Here is a 19,020-nt window from a genome sequence, read left to right as displayed (position 1 = left end):
TACTCGCCTGCCGGTGCCCCGTTCGGAGGGGCCGCAGCCGCCTGGGGCCGAGCAGTTTATCTGACCCCTTATGAATCATTCTGCCTACGATACGCCCGCCGCTATGGCTACGGATACCCAGCGCCCGCCCCGGCGCTACCTGCCCGAAACGTTTCAGGTTTCTGAATGGGCCGCGCTGGAGCCGTATTTCCTGGAGCTGCGGGACCGGGCCATCGAGTCGCCCGCGGAGCTGGAGAAGTGGCTGCTCGACCGCAGCGAGCTGGAAAGCGTGCTGAGCGAGGACCTGGCCTGGCGCTATATCCGCATGACCTGCGACACCCAGGATCAGCACCACGCTGAGGCGTTTCAGTACTTCGTGTCGGCCATTGAGCCCAACGTTGCTCCCCACGACCACGCCCTGAATGAGAAGCTGGTGCAGTCGGAGCACCTCGACGGCCTTGATCAGGACCGCTACCGCATCTTTATCCGCTCGGTTCGGCAGGCCCTGGAAATCTACCGGCCTGAGAACATCCCGCTGAAAACCGAAATCAGCACCAAGCAGCAGCAGTACGCGGCCATCGTCGGAGCCATGACGGTAACGCTCGACGGGGAGGAAATGACGTTGCCCCGCGCCGCCGACCGGCTTAAGAGCCCCGACCGCAACGTACGCGAGCAGGCCTACCGCATCATTCAGGAGCGGCGCCTGCGCGATGCCGAGCCATTAGACCAGCTGTTCGACGAGTTGGTAGCCCTGCGCCACCAGATGGCGCTGAATGCCGGGTTTTCCAACTTCCGCGACTATATGTTTGCCGCTCTGGGGCGCTTCGACTACACCGCCCAGGACTGCTTCCGTTTCCACCAAGCCATCCACGAAACGGTGGTGCCGCTGATCGATGACATCGACCTGGAGCGCCGGCAGGATCTGGATTTGCCGGAGCTGCGCCCCTGGGATCTGGATGTCGACGTGTCGGGAAAGGAGCCGCTGCGGCCGTTCGAAACCGGCGAGGAGCTGCTGGAAAAAACGGTTACCGTATTCGAGCGCCTCGACCCGTTCCTGGGCGACTGTCTGCGCACGATGCGCCACATGGGCCACCTCGACCTGGAATCCCGGAAGGGCAAGGCCCCCGGCGGCTACAACTACCCGCTGGATGAGACGGGGGTGCCGTTCATCTTCATGAATGCTACCTCCTCGCTGCGCGACGTAATTACGATGCTGCACGAGGGCGGGCACGCCGTCCATTCCTTTCTGACCCGCGGCCTGCCCCTGTCGGCCGACAAGCACCCCCCATCCGAAGTAGCCGAGCTGGCTTCGATGAGCATGGAGCTGATTTCGATGGACCACTGGGACCTGTTCTTCACGGACGAGGACGAGCTGCGCCGGGCCAAGAAAACCCACCTCGAAAGCGTGCTGGAAACTTTCCCCTGGGTGGCTACCATCGACAAGTTTCAGCACTGGATCTACGAGAACCCGGTACACACCAAAGCCCAGCGCCACACCCGCTGGACAGAGCTGTTCAACGAATTTAACCAGCACACTGTCAGCTGGAAAGGCCTGGAACGCTTCAAGCCCTACTTGTGGCAGAAGCAGCTGCACCTGTACGAAGTGCCGTTCTATTACATCGAGTACGCCATGGCCCAGCTCGGCGCTATTGCCGTATGGCGCAACTACCGCCAGAACCCCCAGGCGGGCCTCGAGGCCTACAAGCATGCCCTGTCCCTTGGCTATACCGCCCCGATTGGCGAAATCTACGCCGCCGCCGGTATCCGCTTCGACTTCAGCACCGCCTACCTGCGCACCCTGGCCGACTTCGTACGGGAGGAAATGGCGAAGCTGTAAGCCTGCTGTAGACTGCACAAACAAAGAAAGAGGCCGGGAATATCCCGGCCTCTTTCCAGTGGTACCAAACCAAACACAAACATTAAAGCGAAAAACCAGGAACGCGGCAGGCTTAATTGGTGCCGCCAACCTGGGTAATGCACCGTACCCGGACGGTGCGGCCGGCCATGCAGATTCCTCCGCGGGGCTCATCCTCATAATTGATTTTTACCTCCTGCCCGTCGAAGGGCGTGAAGGTGGTCCAGATATCGGGGTTGGGCTCGAGACGGGTGCCGTCGGTTAAAACCAGCAGGTAGCCGCAGCCGTCGAGGCCAGCGAAGTTGCGGACCGTGGCGGGGGTGTTGCACTGCAGGGGCTCACAGCCGGGGTCCTCAAACGGGTCTTCAAGGCAGGACGTCAGGAAAACCGAGCCGCTGAGCGTCAGGGCCAGCAAGGCGAGGCGTCCGGCCTGCGCCAGTGAAAAGGAAACGTAACGCATAGCACTATCGATTGGGGTGTGTAAGGAAGAGGCTCGCCGCTGGATTAGGGTTGCGTTGAGAGTGGTGGATTAAGGGTAGTCAATTGACTATCAAGTACAAAAAAATATTACCAGAACACTCAATAACCTGACTCGATAACAAAAAAGCCGGCCCCGACGCTGGTGGTCGGGGCCGGCCTGGCAAGGAATCGGCAGTAGCGTGAGCGGCTAGTTCTGTAGCTCAAACAAGGGTAAAGGCTGCAGGTCAGCATACTTTCGGCCAAGGCGGGGCAGGTCGGACTGGTGCAGCCGCAGGTAGTTGTTGTACTGCTTAGCCGCCTGGTCGTAGTGAATCCGAAATCCTACCACCCGGCTGGCCAGCACCTGGATGCTTTCAGTGAATTGCTCGGCCTTTGAACCCGGCTTGCTTGCGGCGGGGCGGGCCGCGGCGTATACCGCCTGCAGCACCGAGTCCTGGGCTGTATCATACGCGTCGATAAGCGGAGACGAGGCCATGGTCTGCTGGTTGTAGCGCCGACGCTTCAGCTGGTCGTTGGCGGTGATAAGCTTTTCCAGCTGCGCTTTGTCGGAGCCGGGCTGGGCGGCCAGCTCGCGCAGCAGCTGCCGGGTAGTGGACAGCTGTACATCGTCGCTGGTGATCATCCGCCGCCAGTTGACGTCTACTGAATCGCGCAGCACGTCGAGCTGAGCACGAATGGCAGCCGGGGAAACAGGGTCAATGGTTTTGGCAGAGCGGTCCGTTTTGCAGGCATGTAGTCCCGCCAGCACCAAAAGCAAAACCAGGGAAAAAATCTTCTTCATCAAAAGGCTAACGCCAAACGGCGGCGAAATATTCACAGCGGCTTGAATTGTTCAAACATCTGCCGGCAGTCGTTGCAGTAGTGCATGGAGCGGCAGAGCGTGGCCCCGAACGGACTGCGCATGGTGGTATTGGTACCGTTGCAGCGCGGGCACTGGGCGTATTCCAGAATGTCGAGGTCGAGCACCTGCTGGTAAGCCGGCGGCGGTGCCAGGCCAAACTCTTTGAGCGCCAGGCGCCCCGCCTCGGTCATCAGGTTGGTGCTCCAGGGCTCGTCAAAGCTCATCCGCACCACCACGTCGGCCACGCCGTGCGCGTGCAGGGTTTGCTCTACGTCGCGCTGCATGTAGTCCATGGCCGGGCAGCCCGAGAAAGTAGGCGTCATCGTCACGGTAACCTGCCCGGTTTCGGCAATGCTGACGCCGCGAATCACGCCCAGGTCAATCAGGGAAAGCACCGGGATTTCCGGGTCCTTCACTACTTCGAGCCAGGTCAGAATCTGACTTTCGGTTATCGGGGCGGAGGGGTTGGGTTCCATAGCGGTGCGTTTTAGAAGCTAATAGCTAGTAGCTGACAGCCAATAGCACAGGAGAGGCTACCACTCCGCGGTAGGGTCGACACGGAATACCTCAGCCATTTCGTCGAGCAGCGGCTGCAGGTGCTCGGTGTGCTGACCGGCGCGGCCGCCGTACACGGGCGTGAGGGTCGTCAGGTCGGGCAACTCCAGGCTGGTCTGGGCCAGGATGACGGTTATTTTCTCAATCCAGCCGGCCTTGAGCTCGTCCTCGCCCACAAAGATGCCTTCAGCAATCAGCGCCTCCTCATAGCCGGTCTTCTCGAACAGACCCAGGGCGTAGGGCATTGCGAAATTAAGGGAGCCCTGCAGCCGGTCGATGGCCTCTTCGGTGGAGGAGCCGAGCTGTTTGATCCAGGTATTGGCGTGCAGCACGTGGTACTTCAGCTCGCCTTTGAGCTTGCGGGCTACCTGAGCCAGGGGCTCGTAGGAGCTCTGGCTTAGCAACTCAAAGCGCAGCAGCTCGGCCGTATCGAACAGAAAGTGGCGGATCAGGCTGAAGTCGTACTCACCGATGGGCAGCTCCACCAGCTGGGCGCAATGAAACTGGGGCGCGTTGCGGGTGAATGCTACCGTGTCGGGCTCGGCCTCGCCCAAACCCTGGAGCAGCAGGTAGAGCTGGAGGCTGTGGCCGAGCTTGTCCTGGGCCATCGACGAAAAGGCAATGTCTTCCTCCAGAATCGGACCCAGGCCGTTCCACTCAGAGTTGCGGTGACCCAGAATCAGCTGGTCGTCGGCGAGGCGGTAGAGAAGATCTTTCAGCGCGTCGGAGTTGGCAGCACTCATACCTGGGGGGCGTTTTTTTGTTCCTGTTTAAACCGCTCGATCTTGTCCTGAACCCGGTAGGCCATGGCGTCGCGGTACTTCTTTTCGGGCGTGGTAAGCCAGATGTCACGGTCCTCGTCGTCGGAGCGCAGCACGTCGGCGGAGCGCACTACCCACACGTTTACCACCGGGCGCTGGTCCCCGAACACGGCTTTGGCCACCTGCAGGGCCGCGGCCGGGCTGGTTGCCCGCACCCTGCCGACGTGTACGTGCGCCTTGCCCCGCTTCTTCAGGTGAAAGATGTCATAGTCCTCATCACCAGCTGTATACAGTGCTTCCTCCTGCTGCTCGGCTGTAGAGGCATTGCCCGTCTGCTCCGCGGCCGGCAGTTCATCGTACACCGAAGCGTTGTCGTCGGCGTAGGGCGAGAGGTGGACCGAGGTGGTCGGGACTACCCACATGCCGGTGCAGGCAAAGCGGCGGCTGTACTGCTCTTTGGCAAACAGGAATGCCACGTCGGCCGAAGGGGCGTGCACGGGGCCCACGTAGGCGTAGGCGGTGCCTTCCTTTTTCTGGTGAAAGGCCTCGTAGGTTTCAAACTGGTCCAGGGCCAACTTGTCCGGCGGGGGTGGGGGCGCATCGGGCAGGCCCAGGCGGGTAATGCGCGGATCTAAGGAGTTCATCCGGGAAGGTGAATGAGAAGAAGGGGGAAGAAGTGAAAAAGGCGCCTGCGGGAAAAGGAAACGTACTGACCGGGCAATACCGCGGCAGCTGGCTTTTCCTCACTTTCCCGGAGGCGCTACCTCACCATTAAGCCAGGGGGCGTACGTACTGAGCTTTGGGGGAGAGCAGGGCGCGGCGCACCCAGGCACCGTTTTCCTCGGCGGCCCGGCGCACGGCCAGGCGCTCCGCGTTGCAGGGCCCGTCGCCGTTGATGACGCGCTTGAAGTCTTCCCAGTCGGGCTCGGTGAATTCCCACTGTCCGGTTTCCTCGTTTTTGCGCAGGTTCGGGTCGGGCAGGGTCAGGCCCACTTCCCAGATCTTGGGCACGTACATGTCGAGGAACTGCTGGCGGCAATGGTCGTTCGAGGCCATTTTCACTTTCCAGCGCATCAGAATCTCGGTGTGCACGCTCATCTTGTCGGACGGGCCGAAGAACGTCATGATGGGCGCCCACCACCGGTTCAGTGCTTCCTGAATCATGCGGCGCTGGGTGGGCGTACCGGTTGCCAGATGCACCACGGCGTCGTGCCCGTACTTCAGGTGGAAGGCCTCTTCGGCGCAGATCCGGTCCAGGGCCCGGCAGTAAGGGCCGTAGGAGCCCTTGGCGTTGGCCATCTGGTTGACAATGGCACCGGCGTCGATCAGCCAGGAAATAACGTTGGAGTCGGCCCAGGTATAGGCCGGGTAGTTGAACACGTTGGAGTACTTGCTCTTGCCGTTGATCAGGTCGGACAGCATCTGCTCCCGGGTTTTGCCCAGGGTTTCGGCGGCCGAGTACAGCAGCTGGGCGTGGCCTACCTCGTCCTGCACCTTGGCCATCTGAGCCATCTTGCGACGGAAGCCGGGAGCCCGGGTGATCCAAGTGCCCTCGGGCAGGGAGCCGATGATTTCGGAGTGGGCGTGCTGCTCGATCATGCGGATGAGCTGCTTGCGGTAAAGCGCCGGCATCCAGTCGTTGGGCTCGATCTTCTCACCGCGGGCAATGCGGGCCTCAAACTCGGCCAGCAGGATGGGGTCTTCGTTTTCCAGGCCGGTCGGGGCGTTGGTCGGCAGGTGGTCGGTGCTGGCGGATCCGTACATGGTGGTGGGCGTTTTGAAGTGGTGGGTTTAGGTAGTGGCAGGTGGCCAAAAAAGGCGGACGAGCGGCCTGCTCAGTTACTGGGTTGCTCTTTCGCCGCCAGCCCGCGCAGAAGCTGCTCGGCGAGGCGGTGACCAATTTCGTCGGGGGTAAGCGTACCGTCGGGGCGGTACCAGGTGGGCAGCCAGTTCAGGCTGGCAAGCAGGGTAAGCGTAGCGAAAGCGGGGTCGGGTGTCGTCAGCTCGCCGGTGGCCGTGCCTTGCTGCACCAGCCGCCGGAATCCGGCTTCGTACTGCTCGCGCAAGGCCAGGAACTCGGTGCGGGCCGGCTCGCTCAGGTGGCGCCACTCGTGCAGAAATACTGCCGAAGCAGCTACGTCGCGCGTCAGGACCCGCACGTGGCTTTCAATGGCCAGGCGAAGCTGGAAGGAAACCGGCCGCCCGGCCTCCTGGGTGGCGGCGCTGAAGCCGGCGAAAAAAAGCTCGGCCAGCTCAAAGCAGATGCGGTGCAGCAGCTCTTCCTTGGAGCGGATGTGGGAATAGAGGCTGCCGGCTTCCATACCCAGCTCGGTGGCCAGCTCGCGCATGCTCGTGCCCGCGAAGCCCCGGGTCCGGAACAGGGCCGTGGCTTTCTGCTCGATCTGAGCCTTGCGGGAGCGGACGGGCGACTTGGTGGGCATGAGAGGAAATGCAGCAGAACAAGTGAAACGCTGCCATAGCAGCAGCTATTCAGGCAAACAAAGATATGTTTCCTAACGTTCGTTAGCAAATTTTGTTTTTGGCCAAGCCTTGCCGGCAGCCGATTGGCTATCAGGCCACTACGCCCGCCCTGATTTTAGAGGGAACCGAATAATTTGATGTTGCGGTAATCACCTAAGTGCGGGCAAACACGTATCTTTGACTTCAGATTGCGTGTCATACCTGTTGCCTCTACCACTTTCTTCCCGCTTTTATGAAAAAACACTACTTACTGGCTTCTGCGCTGCTGTTCGCCTCAGCTTCCTCGTTTGCCCAGGGCACTGAGCTTTTCCTGTCCGAGTACATTGAGGGAGCCCACCAATCGGGCGTGAGCTACAACGGCGGCGTTTCCAACTCCACCGGCAATGAGCGGGCTATTGAAGTATTCAACCCGACTACCTCCACGGTTAACCTGAATCCCTACTCGCTGCGGCGCTACTCTAACGGCAGCACGACCGTAACCGAAGAAGAGCGCCTGGTGCGGAAAAACGGGGCCCCTAACACGCTGAACTCGGCGGCAGCTTTCGTGTACGCCAACGGGGAGGCGACGCTGCCCGCCCTGCTGAACAGCGCCAACCAGCTGGGCGCTCTTTACCAGACACCCGGACCGAACACCGTCCGTACCGGTGGCATTGCCTATTTCAACGGAAATGACGCCATGGCTCTGGTGCGCTATACCGGCGCCACGGCCGGCACCGGCACCGGCGTTATCATCGACATCTTCGGCGTAATCGGTCAGGACCCCGGCACGTCGTGGTCGGCCACCGATGCCAGCGGCACGCTCGTGACCTCGGCCAACCAGTCGCTGATTCGTCGCCCCACCGTTTCGAGCGGTGTGCGTGTAAACCCCCAGCCCCAGGGGACGCCTACCAACCCCAACCCGGCCGGCTACAACATCTCCACCGAGTGGGAGTCGTACTCCACGGCTTTCCCCGGCGGCGTGCAGAATCCCGGTGCCCAAAGCTATGCCCGCCTGGGTGAGCACAACGACTACAACGGTCCCTTTGGCCTGTACGGCCCTTTGAAGACGCTTGAGCAGTTCAACGCCGGCATCAGCGTGTACCCCAACCCCGCTTCGGGCACTGCTACCGTAGAGCTGACCGACGTAAAAGTGAGCACCATCACCGTGATCAACAACCTGGGCCAGACCATCATGGCCAAGCCCCAGGGTCTGTCGACCGAGAAAGTGTCGCTCGACGTGTCAAACCTGAAGGCCGGCCTGTACTTCGTGCAGTTCATCAGCGCCGATGGTCAGACCAAGATCTACAAGGAGCTGGTGGTTCAGTAAGCCCCACTACCTTGTGCGTATGGAAAGGAGGGAAGCAATTCCCTCCTTTTTGCTTTTATACCCCGCTCCAAAGCGGCGCCCGGGCTTTGCAAACCGTATAGGCCGGTCCTGACATCTGCTTTCTACCTTTGTCTTTTCCTTTAGATCCTCGATTAGCATGAGCGAAATAACTCCCCTCGACCAGGTCGGCGAATTTGGTTTGATCCGGCGGCTGCAGAAATCCGTGACGCTAAGCCAGCCCAGCACCGTGCTTGGTATCGGCGACGACGCGGCCATCCTGAGCCCGGACCCCGGCCACGACCTGGTCGTCAGCACCGACCTGCTGGTGGAAGGCGTGCACTTCGACCTCACCTTCTGTCCGCTCAAGCACGTGGGCTACAAGGCCGTGGCCGTGAACGTGTCAGATATTGCCGCCATGAACGGGGTGCCCACCCAGATTGTGGTGGGACTGGCCGTGGGTGCCCGCTACTCGGTGGAAGCCCTGGAGGAGCTGTACGAAGGCATGCGTCTGGCCTGTGAAAGCTATAAAGTGGACCTGGTAGGGGGCGACACCACCGCCAGTCGGGGCGGGCTGACCATCAGCATCACGGCCCTGGGCCACGTGCCGAAAGGCATGGGCGTGCGCCGCAGCGGAGCCCAGGCCAACGACCTGATCTGCGTAACCGGCGACCTGGGCGGAGCCTTTTTGGGCTTGCAGGTGCTGGAGCGCGAAAAGCAGGCCTTCCTGGCCGACCCGGAGATGCAGCCGGAGCTGGATAAGTACACCTACGTGGTGCAGCGGCAGCTGCGGCCCGAAGCGCGCATGGACGTCATTCACGAGCTGCGCGACCTGGGCGTGATGCCGACCAGCATGATTGATATTTCCGACGGCCTGGCCTCCGAGGTGCTGCACCTGTGCAAGGCTTCCGGCACCGGGGCCCGCATCTTCTCCGAAAACCTGCCCGCCGCCAACCCCATGCTGGAAGTAGCCGCCGAGTTCAACCTTGACCCCATCATGTGCATGCTCAACGGGGGCGAAGACTACGAGCTGCTGTTCACCGTGCCCCTGGCCGACCATGCCAAGCTTAAAAACCACCCCGACATCACCATCGTCGGCCATATGGTCGCGCAGAGCGAGGGCGTGAACCTGATTACCAAAGCCGGCCAGCCGGTGCCGCTGAAAGCCCAGGGCTGGGAGCATTTTTAGCCACAAGCTTTAAGATTCAGGCTGCAAGCTTTTTATCGTTCTGTCATTCTGAGCGGCGCTAAGCATCGGCCTATAATACGCGCCGAACCGGAATCTATGAAAAAAAGCCCTCTGCCAGCAAAGGTAGAGGGCTTTTTCGTCAGGGGAGCTTGTAGGCAAGTGAGGAACGCCCTTCGGCTTTGCCGGACGACAAATCAAGTATGACAAACGACCAAAAAGCTTGCAGCCTGAAGCTTGCGGCTTGCAGCTTATAAAACATCACCGTCCCAAACCCAGGGAGTCGCGCCAGCGCAGGTCGGCGTTGGCGTGGGTGCGCCAGTAGTCGAGCTGGATGGTTTTGCGGCGGGTGGCCCGGGTGGTGAGGCGGATGGGCTGGGCGGCAATCCGGTCGAGGTAGGTTTCTTCCCAGCCCAGAATTACGTGTGGAAAGGCTTTCTGGAAGTAGATGACCACCTCATGCTCGGTGCCGGAGTAGGCAATCCGGTACGCTGAAGCCGGCATGGAGCCAAAACGCCCGACCGGTGCGTCGCTTAGGCTTAGTTCGGCGGGTACGGGCTGCAGGGGCTGGTGCTGGAGGCGGCTGTACACGGTGCCCGGCACCAGCTGCACCTTGCCGCGGGGCAGGCCGGCCGGGTTCAGGCGAATACGGTTCCAGAGCTCATCTTCCAGCAGGGTGGCGTCTATCGTCGTTTCCGTGTCGCCTTCGCTTTCGAAGTAGGACTTTTGCGAAACCGCGTACTTCTTGCCCCGCAGGTTGAGCTGGGTAAAGATGTGCCCGCACCATTCCTGCACCGAGGTACTCACTTTCAGGCTGCGCGGGTCGGTGGCCTGGTTTAGGGGCGTGTAGGACGAGGTCATGATGGAGTACGGGTACACTCCAGTCAGGAACTTCTTCGACGTGTTGAGCTTGAGCACCGGCACTTTGTCGCCGGGCGGGGCCTTGGCCGGGTCGTCGAGCTTGACCTGCTTGCGGCGCGAGAGGTCCTCGGTCACGAACACCAGCACCGCTTCACCCTTGCGCAGCTCCCCGTACCGACCCTGCTCCAGGTCGTAGCTGGTAAGCTCGGCCTTGCCCTGAAACCAGTAAGCCCCAAACCCGTCGGGCAGGGCAGCAGCTTTAGCAGGGGCCTCGGCGGGGGCGGAGGAGCACTGGGCACCGGCGAGTAAGAGGGCAGCGGCGGAGAGAAGGAGCAGGTTTTTCACGCGAGGTTTCGCAAGGTTAGGCGCAGGTTTCGCGGAGTTGCTTCGCGCGGAGTGTGTACGAGACAGGGCTAGTCTTCCGGATACGGCACGAACACGAACTTGGTAAACTCCTCGTCCAGCACGAACAGGCAGCAGAACTCGTTGGGGTCCTTGTAGGTCTGCTGAAAGGCTTCGATGCCCTCCTGACCCACAATGCCCTGCTGCACGAACAGCTCCAGGTAGGACGCAAATACGTGCCATTCCAGGTTGGCGTCGTCGGCATTCACGAGTAGGCCGCCCAGGGGCACTTCCTGGCGGGCAAACACAAAGATGGGATACTCGGAGATGTCGCGCTTGCGGATCTGGGAAGAAGCTTCCATCAGCGTGTCGGACACCATGGCGAAGTCCTTGGTGATAGTGCCGAGGTACTTGCCATTCAGCTCGGGGTCGTTGGAGTAGTCCATTAGTTATCTTGGTTATTCGTGATAGAGGGCATAATCTCACTAATCGTTCTGATTAGCTGAGTTAGCTTTTTGCCGTTGAAGCCATACGAAAACGGCGACCTTCCTTTGGAAGCACTGTGGTGGAGGATATTCAAATGAACCGCCTTCTCCTGGATTAGTGCGGTTGCTGTCTGCCCCACGAACCCATACCACTTATGAGGCACGTCTGCCCGCACTACATACTGGGTGTTTTGCGTGATGCCCCAACCTAGCTTCTGAAAAGTGAAGACAATTAATTGTCTGTTTTCCGCCGCACTTAGGTCGGTGTCGACAGTTGCCAGATCACGCTCATGCACCAAGCAATACACGGCATAGCAGAATAAAGCCCCCGTTGCTACGAAGAGTGGAATCTGCATTCTGGCTAAGTCAGAAGTTTTAAAGAATACTATTGCACTAAAAACCCAAAGTGAGAAGATAGGAAAAAGCCCAGCAAGGTCAGCAAACCATTCACGGGGGACAAAAAGCTTGTTCTCCCGAATTGATATGCCCGCATCCTGCCGGCTCATCCGGTGGCCAAAGCTCACCGCAGCTCCAGCAGCACCACGTTCTCTACGTGGTGGGTATGCGGGAACATATCGACTGGCTGCACGCGCGTCACTTTGTAGGCCGGGTCGAGCAGCTCCAGGTCCCGGGCCTGGGTAGCCGGGTTGCAGCTCACGTACACGATGCGCGGGGCGCGCATTTCCAGCAGGCGGGCAATAACGTCCTCGTGCATGCCGGCCCGGGGCGGGTCGGTGATGACCACGTCGGGGCGGCCGTGCTTTTCGATAAACTCGGCGTTTAGCACGTCCTTCATGTCGCCGGCGTAGAACTCGGTGTTGGTGATGTTGTTGATTTCCGAGTTCACGTAGGCGTCCTGCACGGCCTGCTCCACGTACTCCACGCCCACCACGTGCCGGGCCTGCCGGGCCACGAAGTTGGCAATGGTGCCGGCTCCGGTGTAGAGGTCGTACACCAGCTCGGAGCCGGTAAGGCCGGCAAACTCCCGGGCCAGTTTATACAGCGTGTAGGCCCCTGCGGAGTTGGTCTGGTAAAACGACTTCGGCCCCACCCGGAACCGCAGCCCCTCCATTTCCTCGTGGATGTAGGGCTCGCCCTTGTAGCACACCACCTCCAGGTCGTGGAAGGTTTCGTTGCCCTTGTCGTTGAGCACGTAGTTGAGCGAGGTGATTTCGGGGAACTTCTCGGCCAGGTGGTCCAGAATCACCGGAATCATGTGGTGCTGGCGGTAGCACTGCAGAATCACCATCAGGTCGCCGGTGTTGGCCGTGCGGATGATCAGGTTGCGCAGCAGGCCGGTCTGCTTCACGATGTTGCCAAAGCGCAGCATGTTTTCCCGGGCGAAGTCGCGCAAAGCCAGGCGGATCTGGTTTGAGGGGTTGGGCTGCAGCCAGCAGTGCTGCACGTCGATGATCTTGTCGAACCGCCCCGGGGTATGGAAGCCCAGCACCCGCCGGTCGTAGTCTTCCCCGCTTTTGATCTGCTCGTTGGTCAGCCAGCCCATAAAGCTGAAGGTGTACTCGAGCTTATTGCGATAGTACGTGCGGGCCGGGGAGTGCACGATGGGCTGCACCTCGGGAATCTCCACCTTGCCGATGCGCTGCAGGGTGTCTTCCACCTGCTGCTGCTTGTAGTGCAGCTGGGTGTCGTAGCCCAGATGCTGCCACTTGCAGCCCCCGCAGGTGCCGAAGTGCTGGCAGAAGGGCTCTACCCGCAGGTCGGAGTATTTATGAAAGTGCGTCGGGGCGGCCTCCAGAAAGCTTTTCTTGGAGCGGGTAATGCGCAGGTCGACCACGTCGCCGGGAGCGACGCCGGTTACGAAGATGACCAGGTTGTCGCGGCGCACGAGGCACTTGCCCTCGGCTACCATGTCGGTGATTTCGACTTCGCGGAGCAGCTCCGCCGGGATGTTTTTCGATTTTGCAGTCACGAGGCAAAGGTAGCCACGGATTTGGAGCCGTGGGTGCCGGCAGTTGATTTTCCGGAGCCAGCCGAAATCCGTCGGTATCAGATAAGCGGGACGACCGGCAAACGGTCCACACCGGGTAAAAGGCGGTCTGCATAGACGTTTAATTATATAAAGCCTGGCAGCCAGCTGCCGGCCAACAAAAAAGGCGCCCCGTGCGGAGCGCCTTTTTTCAGATTAATCCAGGTGCGGTCTACTTCACCACTTCCACCCAGCCCTTGTACGAGCTGCCGTTCGACTGCTTGAACAGGTAGTAGTACACGCCGGCCGGCTGACCATCGGCCTGCCAGTTATTGTTGTAGTTGGTGGCGTTGAATACCTCCTTGCCCCAGCGGTTGAAGATGGTCAGGGTGTTGCCGGGGTACAGGGCCACGTTGTCGATGAACAGGGCGTCGTTCAGTCCGTCCCCGTTCGGGGTGATGACGTTGTAGAACTGCAGCTTGTTGTCGAACGTGATGCTGGCCCCGTTGGAGAAGGAGCTCAGTGGGCTGGTGCCGGTGCTGATAGCCTTCACCCGGAACTCCTGGTTGAAGCCAGCGCTGGTAGTCGCCAGCTCGGTTTCAAGCGGCCCCGTCGTTACCGTGGCAACCAGCTCGGGCGTGCCGCCGTCGGCGGTGCGGTACACCTCGTACTTGCTGACCGTGAAGCCCTGGTAGGCGTTCCAGCGCACCTTCACTTTGCCCTCGTTGCGGCCCTGCTGGGTTTCAGTAACGACAGCCTCGGCCCGCATGGTGGTGTGCTCGGTGCTGTTGAGCACCGTACCGCAGGAGTTGGTAAGCTCGATGCGGTAGGTGTAGGCCTGCGCATCGGCGTCTACCGAGTTGTCGGTAAACGAGGTAGTCGTGTTGGGTACATTCGTCACGGCGGTGAATGGTCCGGTTGACCCGGCGTTTTTCCGCAGAATGTTCACGCGGTTGGTGTTGCCGGTGTTGTTGGCGGCGGCCAGGTTCAGGGTCACCTTCCGGTCGTCCTGCTCCACTGACGTAGCGTTCAGCGCCAGGCTCACGTTGTCGGTGCTGACTACGCGGGTCACCGCCGCGCCGCCGCAGCCGAAGCTCGACGTTTCCGTTACGGCCACCGATTTCGCGCCGGTACCAGCCGCAAAGGTAACGGTGATGGTGTTCGTGCCCTGGCCCGTGGCGATGGTGCCGCCGGTTACCGTCCAGGCAAAGGTAGAGCCGGGCTGGCCCGTCACCGAGTACGTCAGCGGACCGCTTTCGGGGCACACGCTGGCCGGACCGGTCACCGTCAGTGCCAGCGGCGTGGGGTCTACGAGGAACTGCCGGGTGTAGACCGTGCCTACGCAGCCGCTGGCATTGGTTTCCCGGGCCGTTAGCGTATAGGCTACCGGCGCCGTGCTGCCCGCGGGCAGGGTGGGAGCCGGGAAGCTGGCCGTGTTGCCGGTGGCCGTTACCGGTGCACCGTTCAGGGTGAACTGGTAAGCAGAGCCAGTGGCGCCGGGCAGCGAGAAGCTAACCGGGCCGCTGCCCGAGCACACCCGGGCCGGGCCGGCAATGGCCAGGTTGGCGGCCGGCGACGGCAGCACGTTCACGTAGAGCGTATCCGAGCGGCCAAAGCAGCGCACCACGCCTCCGGCGGGGTTGCTGGTTTCCGTTACCACGAGCTTGGCGATGCCGGGGCGGGTGAAGTTCACGACAACCGACGACTGGTTGGTACTGACCTGCGTAGCGCCCACCAGCTCCCAGGCGTAGACCGAGCCGTTGGTGAACGTCGTCTGGTAGGTGAACGGGCCGTCCGCCTGACAAACCCGCAGCGGGCCGGTCGGGGTGGCGGTGTTCAGCAGCTGGTTGATGCGAACCGGCAGGGTAATCGTGTCGGAAGAGCAACCCTGCGCATTCAGGCGGAAGGCGGAGATGCTGGCGTTGGCATTGGCCGCGCCCCAGTTTACCGTAACGGCGCTGGTGCCCTGTCCGCTGGCAATGGTGCCGCCCGAAATCAGCCAGGTGTAGGCCGAGCCCCGGGGCGAGCGGATGGAGTAAGCTACGCCCTGCACCGTGGGGCAAACCGAGCGGGTGCCCTGGATGCTGTCGGCGGCCGGCCGGGGATTCACCACTACCTGCACCGTGGAGGTGCTGGTGCAGTTCAGCGCCGTGCGGGCCGTCAGGGTGTAGGTAAGGGTAATGGGGTTGGCGGTGGTGTTCACCCCGGTCAGCACCGGCTGGGCAGCAGTGGTGCTACTCAGGTTGGTGGCCGGGCTCCAGCTGTAGGTCTGACCGGCCAGGGCCGGCGTACCCAGCGTCACCTGTTTGGCATCGCAGACGGCGGTGTTGGGGCCGGCGTTGGCAATGGCGGCCGGGTTCACCGTGATGGTGACGGTGCTGGTGGCTGTGCAGCCCTGGGCCGTGGTAGCAGTCAGGGTGTAGGTCTGGACGATAGGCGCCGGGCCGGTATTGGTCAGCAGGAACGTAGGCTGGGCGGCAGTGGCGCTACTCAGGCCGGTGGCGGGGCTCCACGAGTAGGTCTGGCCGGCAACGGCCGCCGAACCCAGCGTAGTCGTCTCGCCCGAGCAAACAGCCCGGCTCGTGCCGGCAACAGCCTGGGCGGCCTGGTTCACCGTTACGGTTACCGTGCTGGTGGCCACGCAGCCCTGGGCCGTCGTAGCCGTGACGGTGTACGTGAACGTCTGCGGGCCCGAGGTCATGTTGATGGCCTGGAACACCGGTTGGGCGGACGTGGCGCTGCTCAGATTCGCGGCCGGGCTCCACTGGTAGGTCTGGCCGGCGACGGCAGCTGAGCCGAGCGTAGTAGACTCTCCGGAGCAAACTGCCCGGTTGGTACCGGCATTGGCCTGAGCCGCCTGGTTCACGGTAACGGTTACCGCGCTGGTAGCTGTGCAGCCCTGGGCCGTGGTGGCGGTCAGGGTGTAGGTGAAGGTCTGCGGCGCGGAGGTTGTATTCGTAACCTCAAACACGGGCTGGGCAGCAGTGCTGCTGCTCAGGCCGGTGGCGGGGCTCCACTGGTAGGTCTGACCAGCAACAGCGGCTGAGCCCAGCGTGGTCGTCTCGCCCGAGCAAACTGCCCGGTTAGTACCGGCGTTAGCTACGGCGGCCTGGTTCACGGTCACCGTTACCGTGCTCGTCGCGGTGCAGCCGGCGTCGGTTGTGGTCGTCAGCGTGTAGGTCTGGGTGATGGGCGCCGGGCCGGTGTTGGTGAGCGTGACGCTGGGCGTGGCCGAGGTGGCGCTGCTCAGGCCCGTGGCCGGGCTCCACGCATAGGTGGTGCCGGCGACCACGCTGGCCGCGTTGCCCAGCGACGCCGTGCCGCCGGAGCAGAACGTGCGGGCCGGGCCCGCATCAGCCACCGCAGCCGGGTTCACCGTGACCGTTACCGTGCTCGTCGCCGTGCAGCCCTGGGCCGTGGTAGCGGTCAGGGTATAAGTCTGGACGATAGGCGCCGAGGTCGTGTTGTTGAGCAGGAACGTAGGCTGGGCGGCAGTGGCGCTGCTCAACCCCGTTGCCGGGCTCCACGAGTAGGTCTGACCGGCAACAGCTGCCGAACCCAGCGTAGTAGACTCTCCGGAGCACACGGCCCGGTTAATACCGGCAACTGCTACGGCGGCCTGGTTCACGGTAACCGTTACCGTGCTCGTCGCGGTGCAGCCGGCGTCGGTTGTGGTCGTCAGCGTGTAGGTGTACGTCTGCGGCGCCGAGGTCGTGTTGGTGAGCAGGAACGTAGGCTGGGCGGCAGTGGCGCTGCTTAGCCCCGTCGCCGGGCTCCACGAGTAGGTCTGGGGTAGGGCAGAAGCCGCGGTTCCCAATACGGTCGACTCACCCGAGCAAACCGCGCGGTTTGGTCCGGCGTCGGCAGTAGCGGCCGGGTTCACCGTGATGGTGACGGTGCTGGTAGCTGTGCAGCCCTGGGTCGTGGTAGCGGTTACCATGTAGGTCTGGACGATGGGCGCCGGACCGGTGTTGGTCATGCTGAACGTAGGCTGAGCAGCAGTGCTGCTGCTCAGGCCGGTGGCGGGGCTCCACTGGTAGGTCTGACCAGCAACAGCGGCTGAGCCCAGCGTGGTCGTCTCGCCCGAGCAGACAGTCCGGTTGGCACCGGCATTCACGACGGGCAGCGGATTCACCGTTACGGTCACCTGCCGGGTAGCAGTGCAGACCCCATCCGTGGAGGTTACGGTGTAGGTAGTCGTCTGGGTAGGGCTGACCGTGATGCTGGGGCCGGTGAAGGTCTGGTTGCCCCCGGTCCAGGTAAAGTTCTGGCCGCCGGTTGCCGTCAGCGTAGTCGAGGACCCGAGGCAGATGTTGGTGCTGGGGCTGACGGCCAGCGAGCTGGAGGGGCGGATGTCCACGTTGCGGGTGGCCGAGTCGGAAAGGCAGCCGAAGGACGAAACGCCCTTCGCTACGACGCGGCCGGCACCGGTGCCGTTCCAGATCACCTGAACGGTGTTGCCCGTGGCCGGACCCTGAACCGTGCCGCCGAGTACCGTCCACCGGTAGCTGTTGGCGGCCGGGCCCAGGGCCGAGTAGGTCCGAACCTGATTCCGGTCGCAGATGACGCTGTCCCCGTCTACCTTGGTAGGCGAGGGGCCCTTGTTAACCAGAATCTGAAACACCTCCGAGCGGCTTTTGCTGCCGCAGACGTTGTCCGTGATGGTAACCACCACGTCGTAGGGCGTGCGGCGGGCAGTGCCGCAGGTGGAGTTAAAGCGGAACAGGCCGCTCACGGTCCCGGTAGCCGTCACGTTGGCCGTGCCGGTGGGGTTGCCGGGCAGCACCGTGCCCGGGTTGTTGTTGAATGTTGCGTCGAAGCCCCCCGATCCATCGAGCAGGGCACTGTTCACGCGGATAGAAATCGATTGGTTTCCGTCCGGGTCCGTGGCAGCCAGGTTGAAGCTCAGGCTCTGGCCTTCCTCAATGGTGAAGTTGCGGAGCGGGGTGGAGGTGCTTGAGAAAACCGGGGCATTGTTCGCAAGGCAGGTCCTCGCCACGAGCTGGATATCTCGTCGGGTGGACCCAACCAGAATTTCCTGCCCGTTGATTGTTCGGTATTCCTTGACATCCACGGCGACGGCGAAGTTACCCGGGGCCGGGGCTGCGTACTGGCCTAGTCCCGTACTGGCATTCAGGGCCGCATAGTTTCCCGGGCCGCTGCCGAAGGGGCGGGTCACGCTGTACGTGTTGTTGAAATACGTGATGGGCGCCGGGGGCGGGTTGAACACCCCGCCGGGGCTGCCCTGGTACGGTACCCCAAACGAGTAGATCAGCCGGTCCCCGTCGGCGTCGAAGGCGTTATTGAGGATAATGCTCGTGTCGCCGGCACAGATGACGGCTACGGCCGTGTCGGAAAAGGAGGGCGACGAGTTCGGAATCAGCGGGGGCGCCATGTCCACAAACAGCGTCATGTTGGTGTTGCCCGGATTCAGAATGTTGGTTACGTCGTTGTTGCGGGCAATATCGGTGAAGGTGGCGTAGTAGCCGGAAAAGGATACCGGCAGGTTCACCACCTGGATGTACTTGACCAGCGTCAGGGGTGGGGAGCCCCCGGCGGGTGGGCAGCCGCCCGGGCTGGGGGGCACGATGTAGGCGTAGCTGGTGCGCGGAATATTGATCGTGAAAATCAGTGAGTTGTTCTGCGACTTGTTGTAAAAGTTAACTGGGGCCGACACTTTTCCGATGTGCTTACTCGGGTCCAGCGGGTCGGGTGGGGTGGCCGGGCTGGCCGTGTTCACGTAGATAAACACCGATATCTCGTAGCGAAACGGGGCATTGGCCGGGCCGTTGGACCCGAGGTAGCGGTACTTCATCTCCCCTCCGAAGAGGTGGGAAGCCGAAGCCGGCAGGGCCCGGAATCCGAGAAGCAGTACCAGCAGCAAAAAGCTGCGCAGTAAAAGTGTGCGCATAGAAGTTGGGTAAGGAGTAAGCCCCGGGCAGGGCCAAGTAGAATGAAAACAGG

General features: G+C 61.9%; 15 protein-coding genes. 3 read left to right on the top strand and 12 right to left on the bottom strand.

The annotated features are described in order from the left end of the window. Positions 1 to 70 precede the first annotated feature (70 nt). Positions 71 to 1,816, top strand: coding sequence for a M3 family oligoendopeptidase (locus tag LJY25_RS09315; RefSeq protein WP_227608048.1), 1,746 nt, complete (start codon positions 71 to 73; stop codon positions 1,814 to 1,816). 112 nt (positions 1,817 to 1,928) lie between these two features. Here the strand turns inward: LJY25_RS09315 and LJY25_RS09310 are convergent, their stop codons facing one another. The 7 genes from LJY25_RS09310 to LJY25_RS09280 all read right to left on the bottom strand — a co-directional run bounded on the left by LJY25_RS09310 (position 1,929) and on the right by LJY25_RS09280 (position 6,912). Then, positions 1,929 to 2,294, bottom strand: a complete 366-nt coding sequence (locus tag LJY25_RS09310; protein WP_227608047.1) for a hypothetical protein — start codon at positions 2,292 to 2,294, stop codon at positions 1,929 to 1,931. A gap of 207 nt (positions 2,295 to 2,501) precedes the next feature. Next, positions 2,502 to 3,095 carry a hypothetical protein gene (locus tag LJY25_RS09305; protein ID WP_227608046.1) on the bottom strand — a complete coding sequence of 198 codons (594 nt, stop codon included), beginning with the start codon at positions 3,093 to 3,095 and terminating at the stop codon, positions 2,502 to 2,504. Between the two features lie 32 nt (positions 3,096 to 3,127). After that, positions 3,128 to 3,631, bottom strand: coding sequence for a 1,2-phenylacetyl-CoA epoxidase subunit PaaD (paaD, locus tag LJY25_RS09300; RefSeq protein WP_227608045.1), 504 nt, complete (start codon positions 3,629 to 3,631; stop codon positions 3,128 to 3,130). Positions 3,632 to 3,688: 57 nt separating this feature from the next. Next, positions 3,689 to 4,453, bottom strand: coding sequence for a 1,2-phenylacetyl-CoA epoxidase subunit PaaC (gene paaC, locus LJY25_RS09295; RefSeq protein ID WP_227608044.1), 765 nt, complete (start codon positions 4,451 to 4,453; stop codon positions 3,689 to 3,691). Beyond that, positions 4,450 to 5,115 (bottom strand): phenylacetic acid degradation b, encoded by a 666-nt coding sequence (locus tag LJY25_RS09290; RefSeq protein WP_227608043.1) that lies wholly within the window; start codon positions 5,113 to 5,115, stop codon positions 4,450 to 4,452. Before LJY25_RS09290 ends, paaC begins: the two co-directional genes overlap by 4 nt. A gap of 127 nt (positions 5,116 to 5,242) precedes the next feature. Further along, on the bottom strand, positions 5,243 to 6,235 hold the full coding sequence (paaA, locus tag LJY25_RS09285; RefSeq protein WP_227608042.1) for a 1,2-phenylacetyl-CoA epoxidase subunit PaaA: 993 nt from the start codon (positions 6,233 to 6,235) through the stop codon (positions 5,243 to 5,245). A gap of 71 nt (positions 6,236 to 6,306) precedes the next feature. Further along, entirely contained in the window at positions 6,307 to 6,912 is a 606-nt protein-coding gene (locus LJY25_RS09280) for a TetR/AcrR family transcriptional regulator (protein WP_227608041.1), read from the bottom strand. 272 nt (positions 6,913 to 7,184) lie between these two features. Here LJY25_RS09280 and LJY25_RS09275 point away from each other — a divergent pair, with 272 nt between their 5' ends. Together LJY25_RS09275 and thiL are read left to right on the top strand one after the other, a co-directional pair. Next, the gene (locus tag LJY25_RS09275; protein WP_227608040.1) at positions 7,185 to 8,258 is read left to right on the top strand and encodes a T9SS type A sorting domain-containing protein; all 1,074 of its coding nucleotides are present in this window, start codon (positions 7,185 to 7,187) and stop codon (positions 8,256 to 8,258) included. A 157-nt stretch (positions 8,259 to 8,415) separates the two neighbouring features. Beyond that, entirely contained in the window at positions 8,416 to 9,444 is a 1,029-nt protein-coding gene (thiL, locus tag LJY25_RS09270) for a thiamine-phosphate kinase (protein ID WP_227608039.1), read from the top strand. Positions 9,445 to 9,702: 258 nt separating this feature from the next. Here the strand turns inward: thiL and LJY25_RS09265 are convergent, their stop codons facing one another. The 5 genes from LJY25_RS09265 to LJY25_RS09245 form a co-directional block, all read right to left on the bottom strand. Beyond that, positions 9,703 to 10,647, bottom strand: coding sequence for a hypothetical protein (locus tag LJY25_RS09265; protein WP_227608038.1), 945 nt, complete (start codon positions 10,645 to 10,647; stop codon positions 9,703 to 9,705). A 68-nt stretch (positions 10,648 to 10,715) separates the two neighbouring features. Beyond that, complete coding sequence (locus LJY25_RS09260) at positions 10,716 to 11,090, bottom strand: hypothetical protein (RefSeq protein ID WP_227608037.1); 375 nt, start codon at positions 11,088 to 11,090, stop codon at positions 10,716 to 10,718. Beyond that, positions 11,090 to 11,485 carry a hypothetical protein gene (locus LJY25_RS09255; RefSeq protein WP_227608036.1) on the bottom strand — a complete coding sequence of 132 codons (396 nt, stop codon included), beginning with the start codon at positions 11,483 to 11,485 and terminating at the stop codon, positions 11,090 to 11,092. Before LJY25_RS09255 ends, LJY25_RS09260 begins: the two co-directional genes overlap by 1 nt. Before the next feature lie 164 nt (positions 11,486 to 11,649). After that, entirely contained in the window at positions 11,650 to 13,059 is a 1,410-nt protein-coding gene (gene rlmD, locus LJY25_RS09250) for a 23S rRNA (uracil(1939)-C(5))-methyltransferase RlmD (RefSeq protein ID WP_394799958.1), read from the bottom strand. A gap of 229 nt (positions 13,060 to 13,288) precedes the next feature. After that, the gene (locus tag LJY25_RS09245; RefSeq protein WP_227608035.1) at positions 13,289 to 18,967 is read right to left on the bottom strand and encodes a T9SS type B sorting domain-containing protein; all 5,679 of its coding nucleotides are present in this window, start codon (positions 18,965 to 18,967) and stop codon (positions 13,289 to 13,291) included. Positions 18,968 to 19,020 lie beyond the last annotated feature (53 nt).

Source organism: Hymenobacter translucens, assembly GCF_020685205.1.
Taxonomy (GTDB): domain Bacteria; phylum Bacteroidota; class Bacteroidia; order Cytophagales; family Hymenobacteraceae; genus Hymenobacter; species Hymenobacter translucens.
Note: the sequence above shows the minus strand (reverse complement) of the source record. Positions and strands in the feature narration are given on the sequence as shown.

What these genes read in the sequence shown, in the direction of transcription:
- LJY25_RS09315 (WP_227608048.1), top strand. Translation starts at nt 71, where the DNA reads ATGAATCATTCTGCCTACGATACGCCCGCCGCTATGGCTACGGATACC.
- LJY25_RS09310 (WP_227608047.1), bottom strand. Translation starts at nt 2,294, where the DNA reads ATGCGTTACGTTTCCTTTTCACTGGCGCAGGCCGGACGCCTCGCCTTG.
- LJY25_RS09305 (WP_227608046.1), bottom strand. Translation starts at nt 3,095, where the DNA reads ATGAAGAAGATTTTTTCCCTGGTTTTGCTTTTGGTGCTGGCGGGACTA.
- paaD (WP_227608045.1), bottom strand. Translation starts at nt 3,631, where the DNA reads ATGGAACCCAACCCCTCCGCCCCGATAACCGAAAGTCAGATTCTGACC.
- paaC (WP_227608044.1), bottom strand. Translation starts at nt 4,453, where the DNA reads ATGAGTGCTGCCAACTCCGACGCGCTGAAAGATCTTCTCTACCGCCTC.
- LJY25_RS09290 (WP_227608043.1), bottom strand. Translation starts at nt 5,115, where the DNA reads ATGAACTCCTTAGATCCGCGCATTACCCGCCTGGGCCTGCCCGATGCG.
- paaA (WP_227608042.1), bottom strand. Translation starts at nt 6,235, where the DNA reads ATGTACGGATCCGCCAGCACCGACCACCTGCCGACCAACGCCCCGACC.
- LJY25_RS09280 (WP_227608041.1), bottom strand. Translation starts at nt 6,912, where the DNA reads ATGCCCACCAAGTCGCCCGTCCGCTCCCGCAAGGCTCAGATCGAGCAG.
- LJY25_RS09275 (WP_227608040.1), top strand. Translation starts at nt 7,185, where the DNA reads ATGAAAAAACACTACTTACTGGCTTCTGCGCTGCTGTTCGCCTCAGCT.
- thiL (WP_227608039.1), top strand. Translation starts at nt 8,416, where the DNA reads ATGAGCGAAATAACTCCCCTCGACCAGGTCGGCGAATTTGGTTTGATC.
- LJY25_RS09260 (WP_227608037.1), bottom strand. Translation starts at nt 11,090, where the DNA reads ATGGACTACTCCAACGACCCCGAGCTGAATGGCAAGTACCTCGGCACT.
- LJY25_RS09255 (WP_227608036.1), bottom strand. Translation starts at nt 11,485, where the DNA reads ATGCAGATTCCACTCTTCGTAGCAACGGGGGCTTTATTCTGCTATGCC.
- LJY25_RS09245 (WP_227608035.1), bottom strand. Translation starts at nt 18,967, where the DNA reads ATGCGCACACTTTTACTGCGCAGCTTTTTGCTGCTGGTACTGCTTCTC.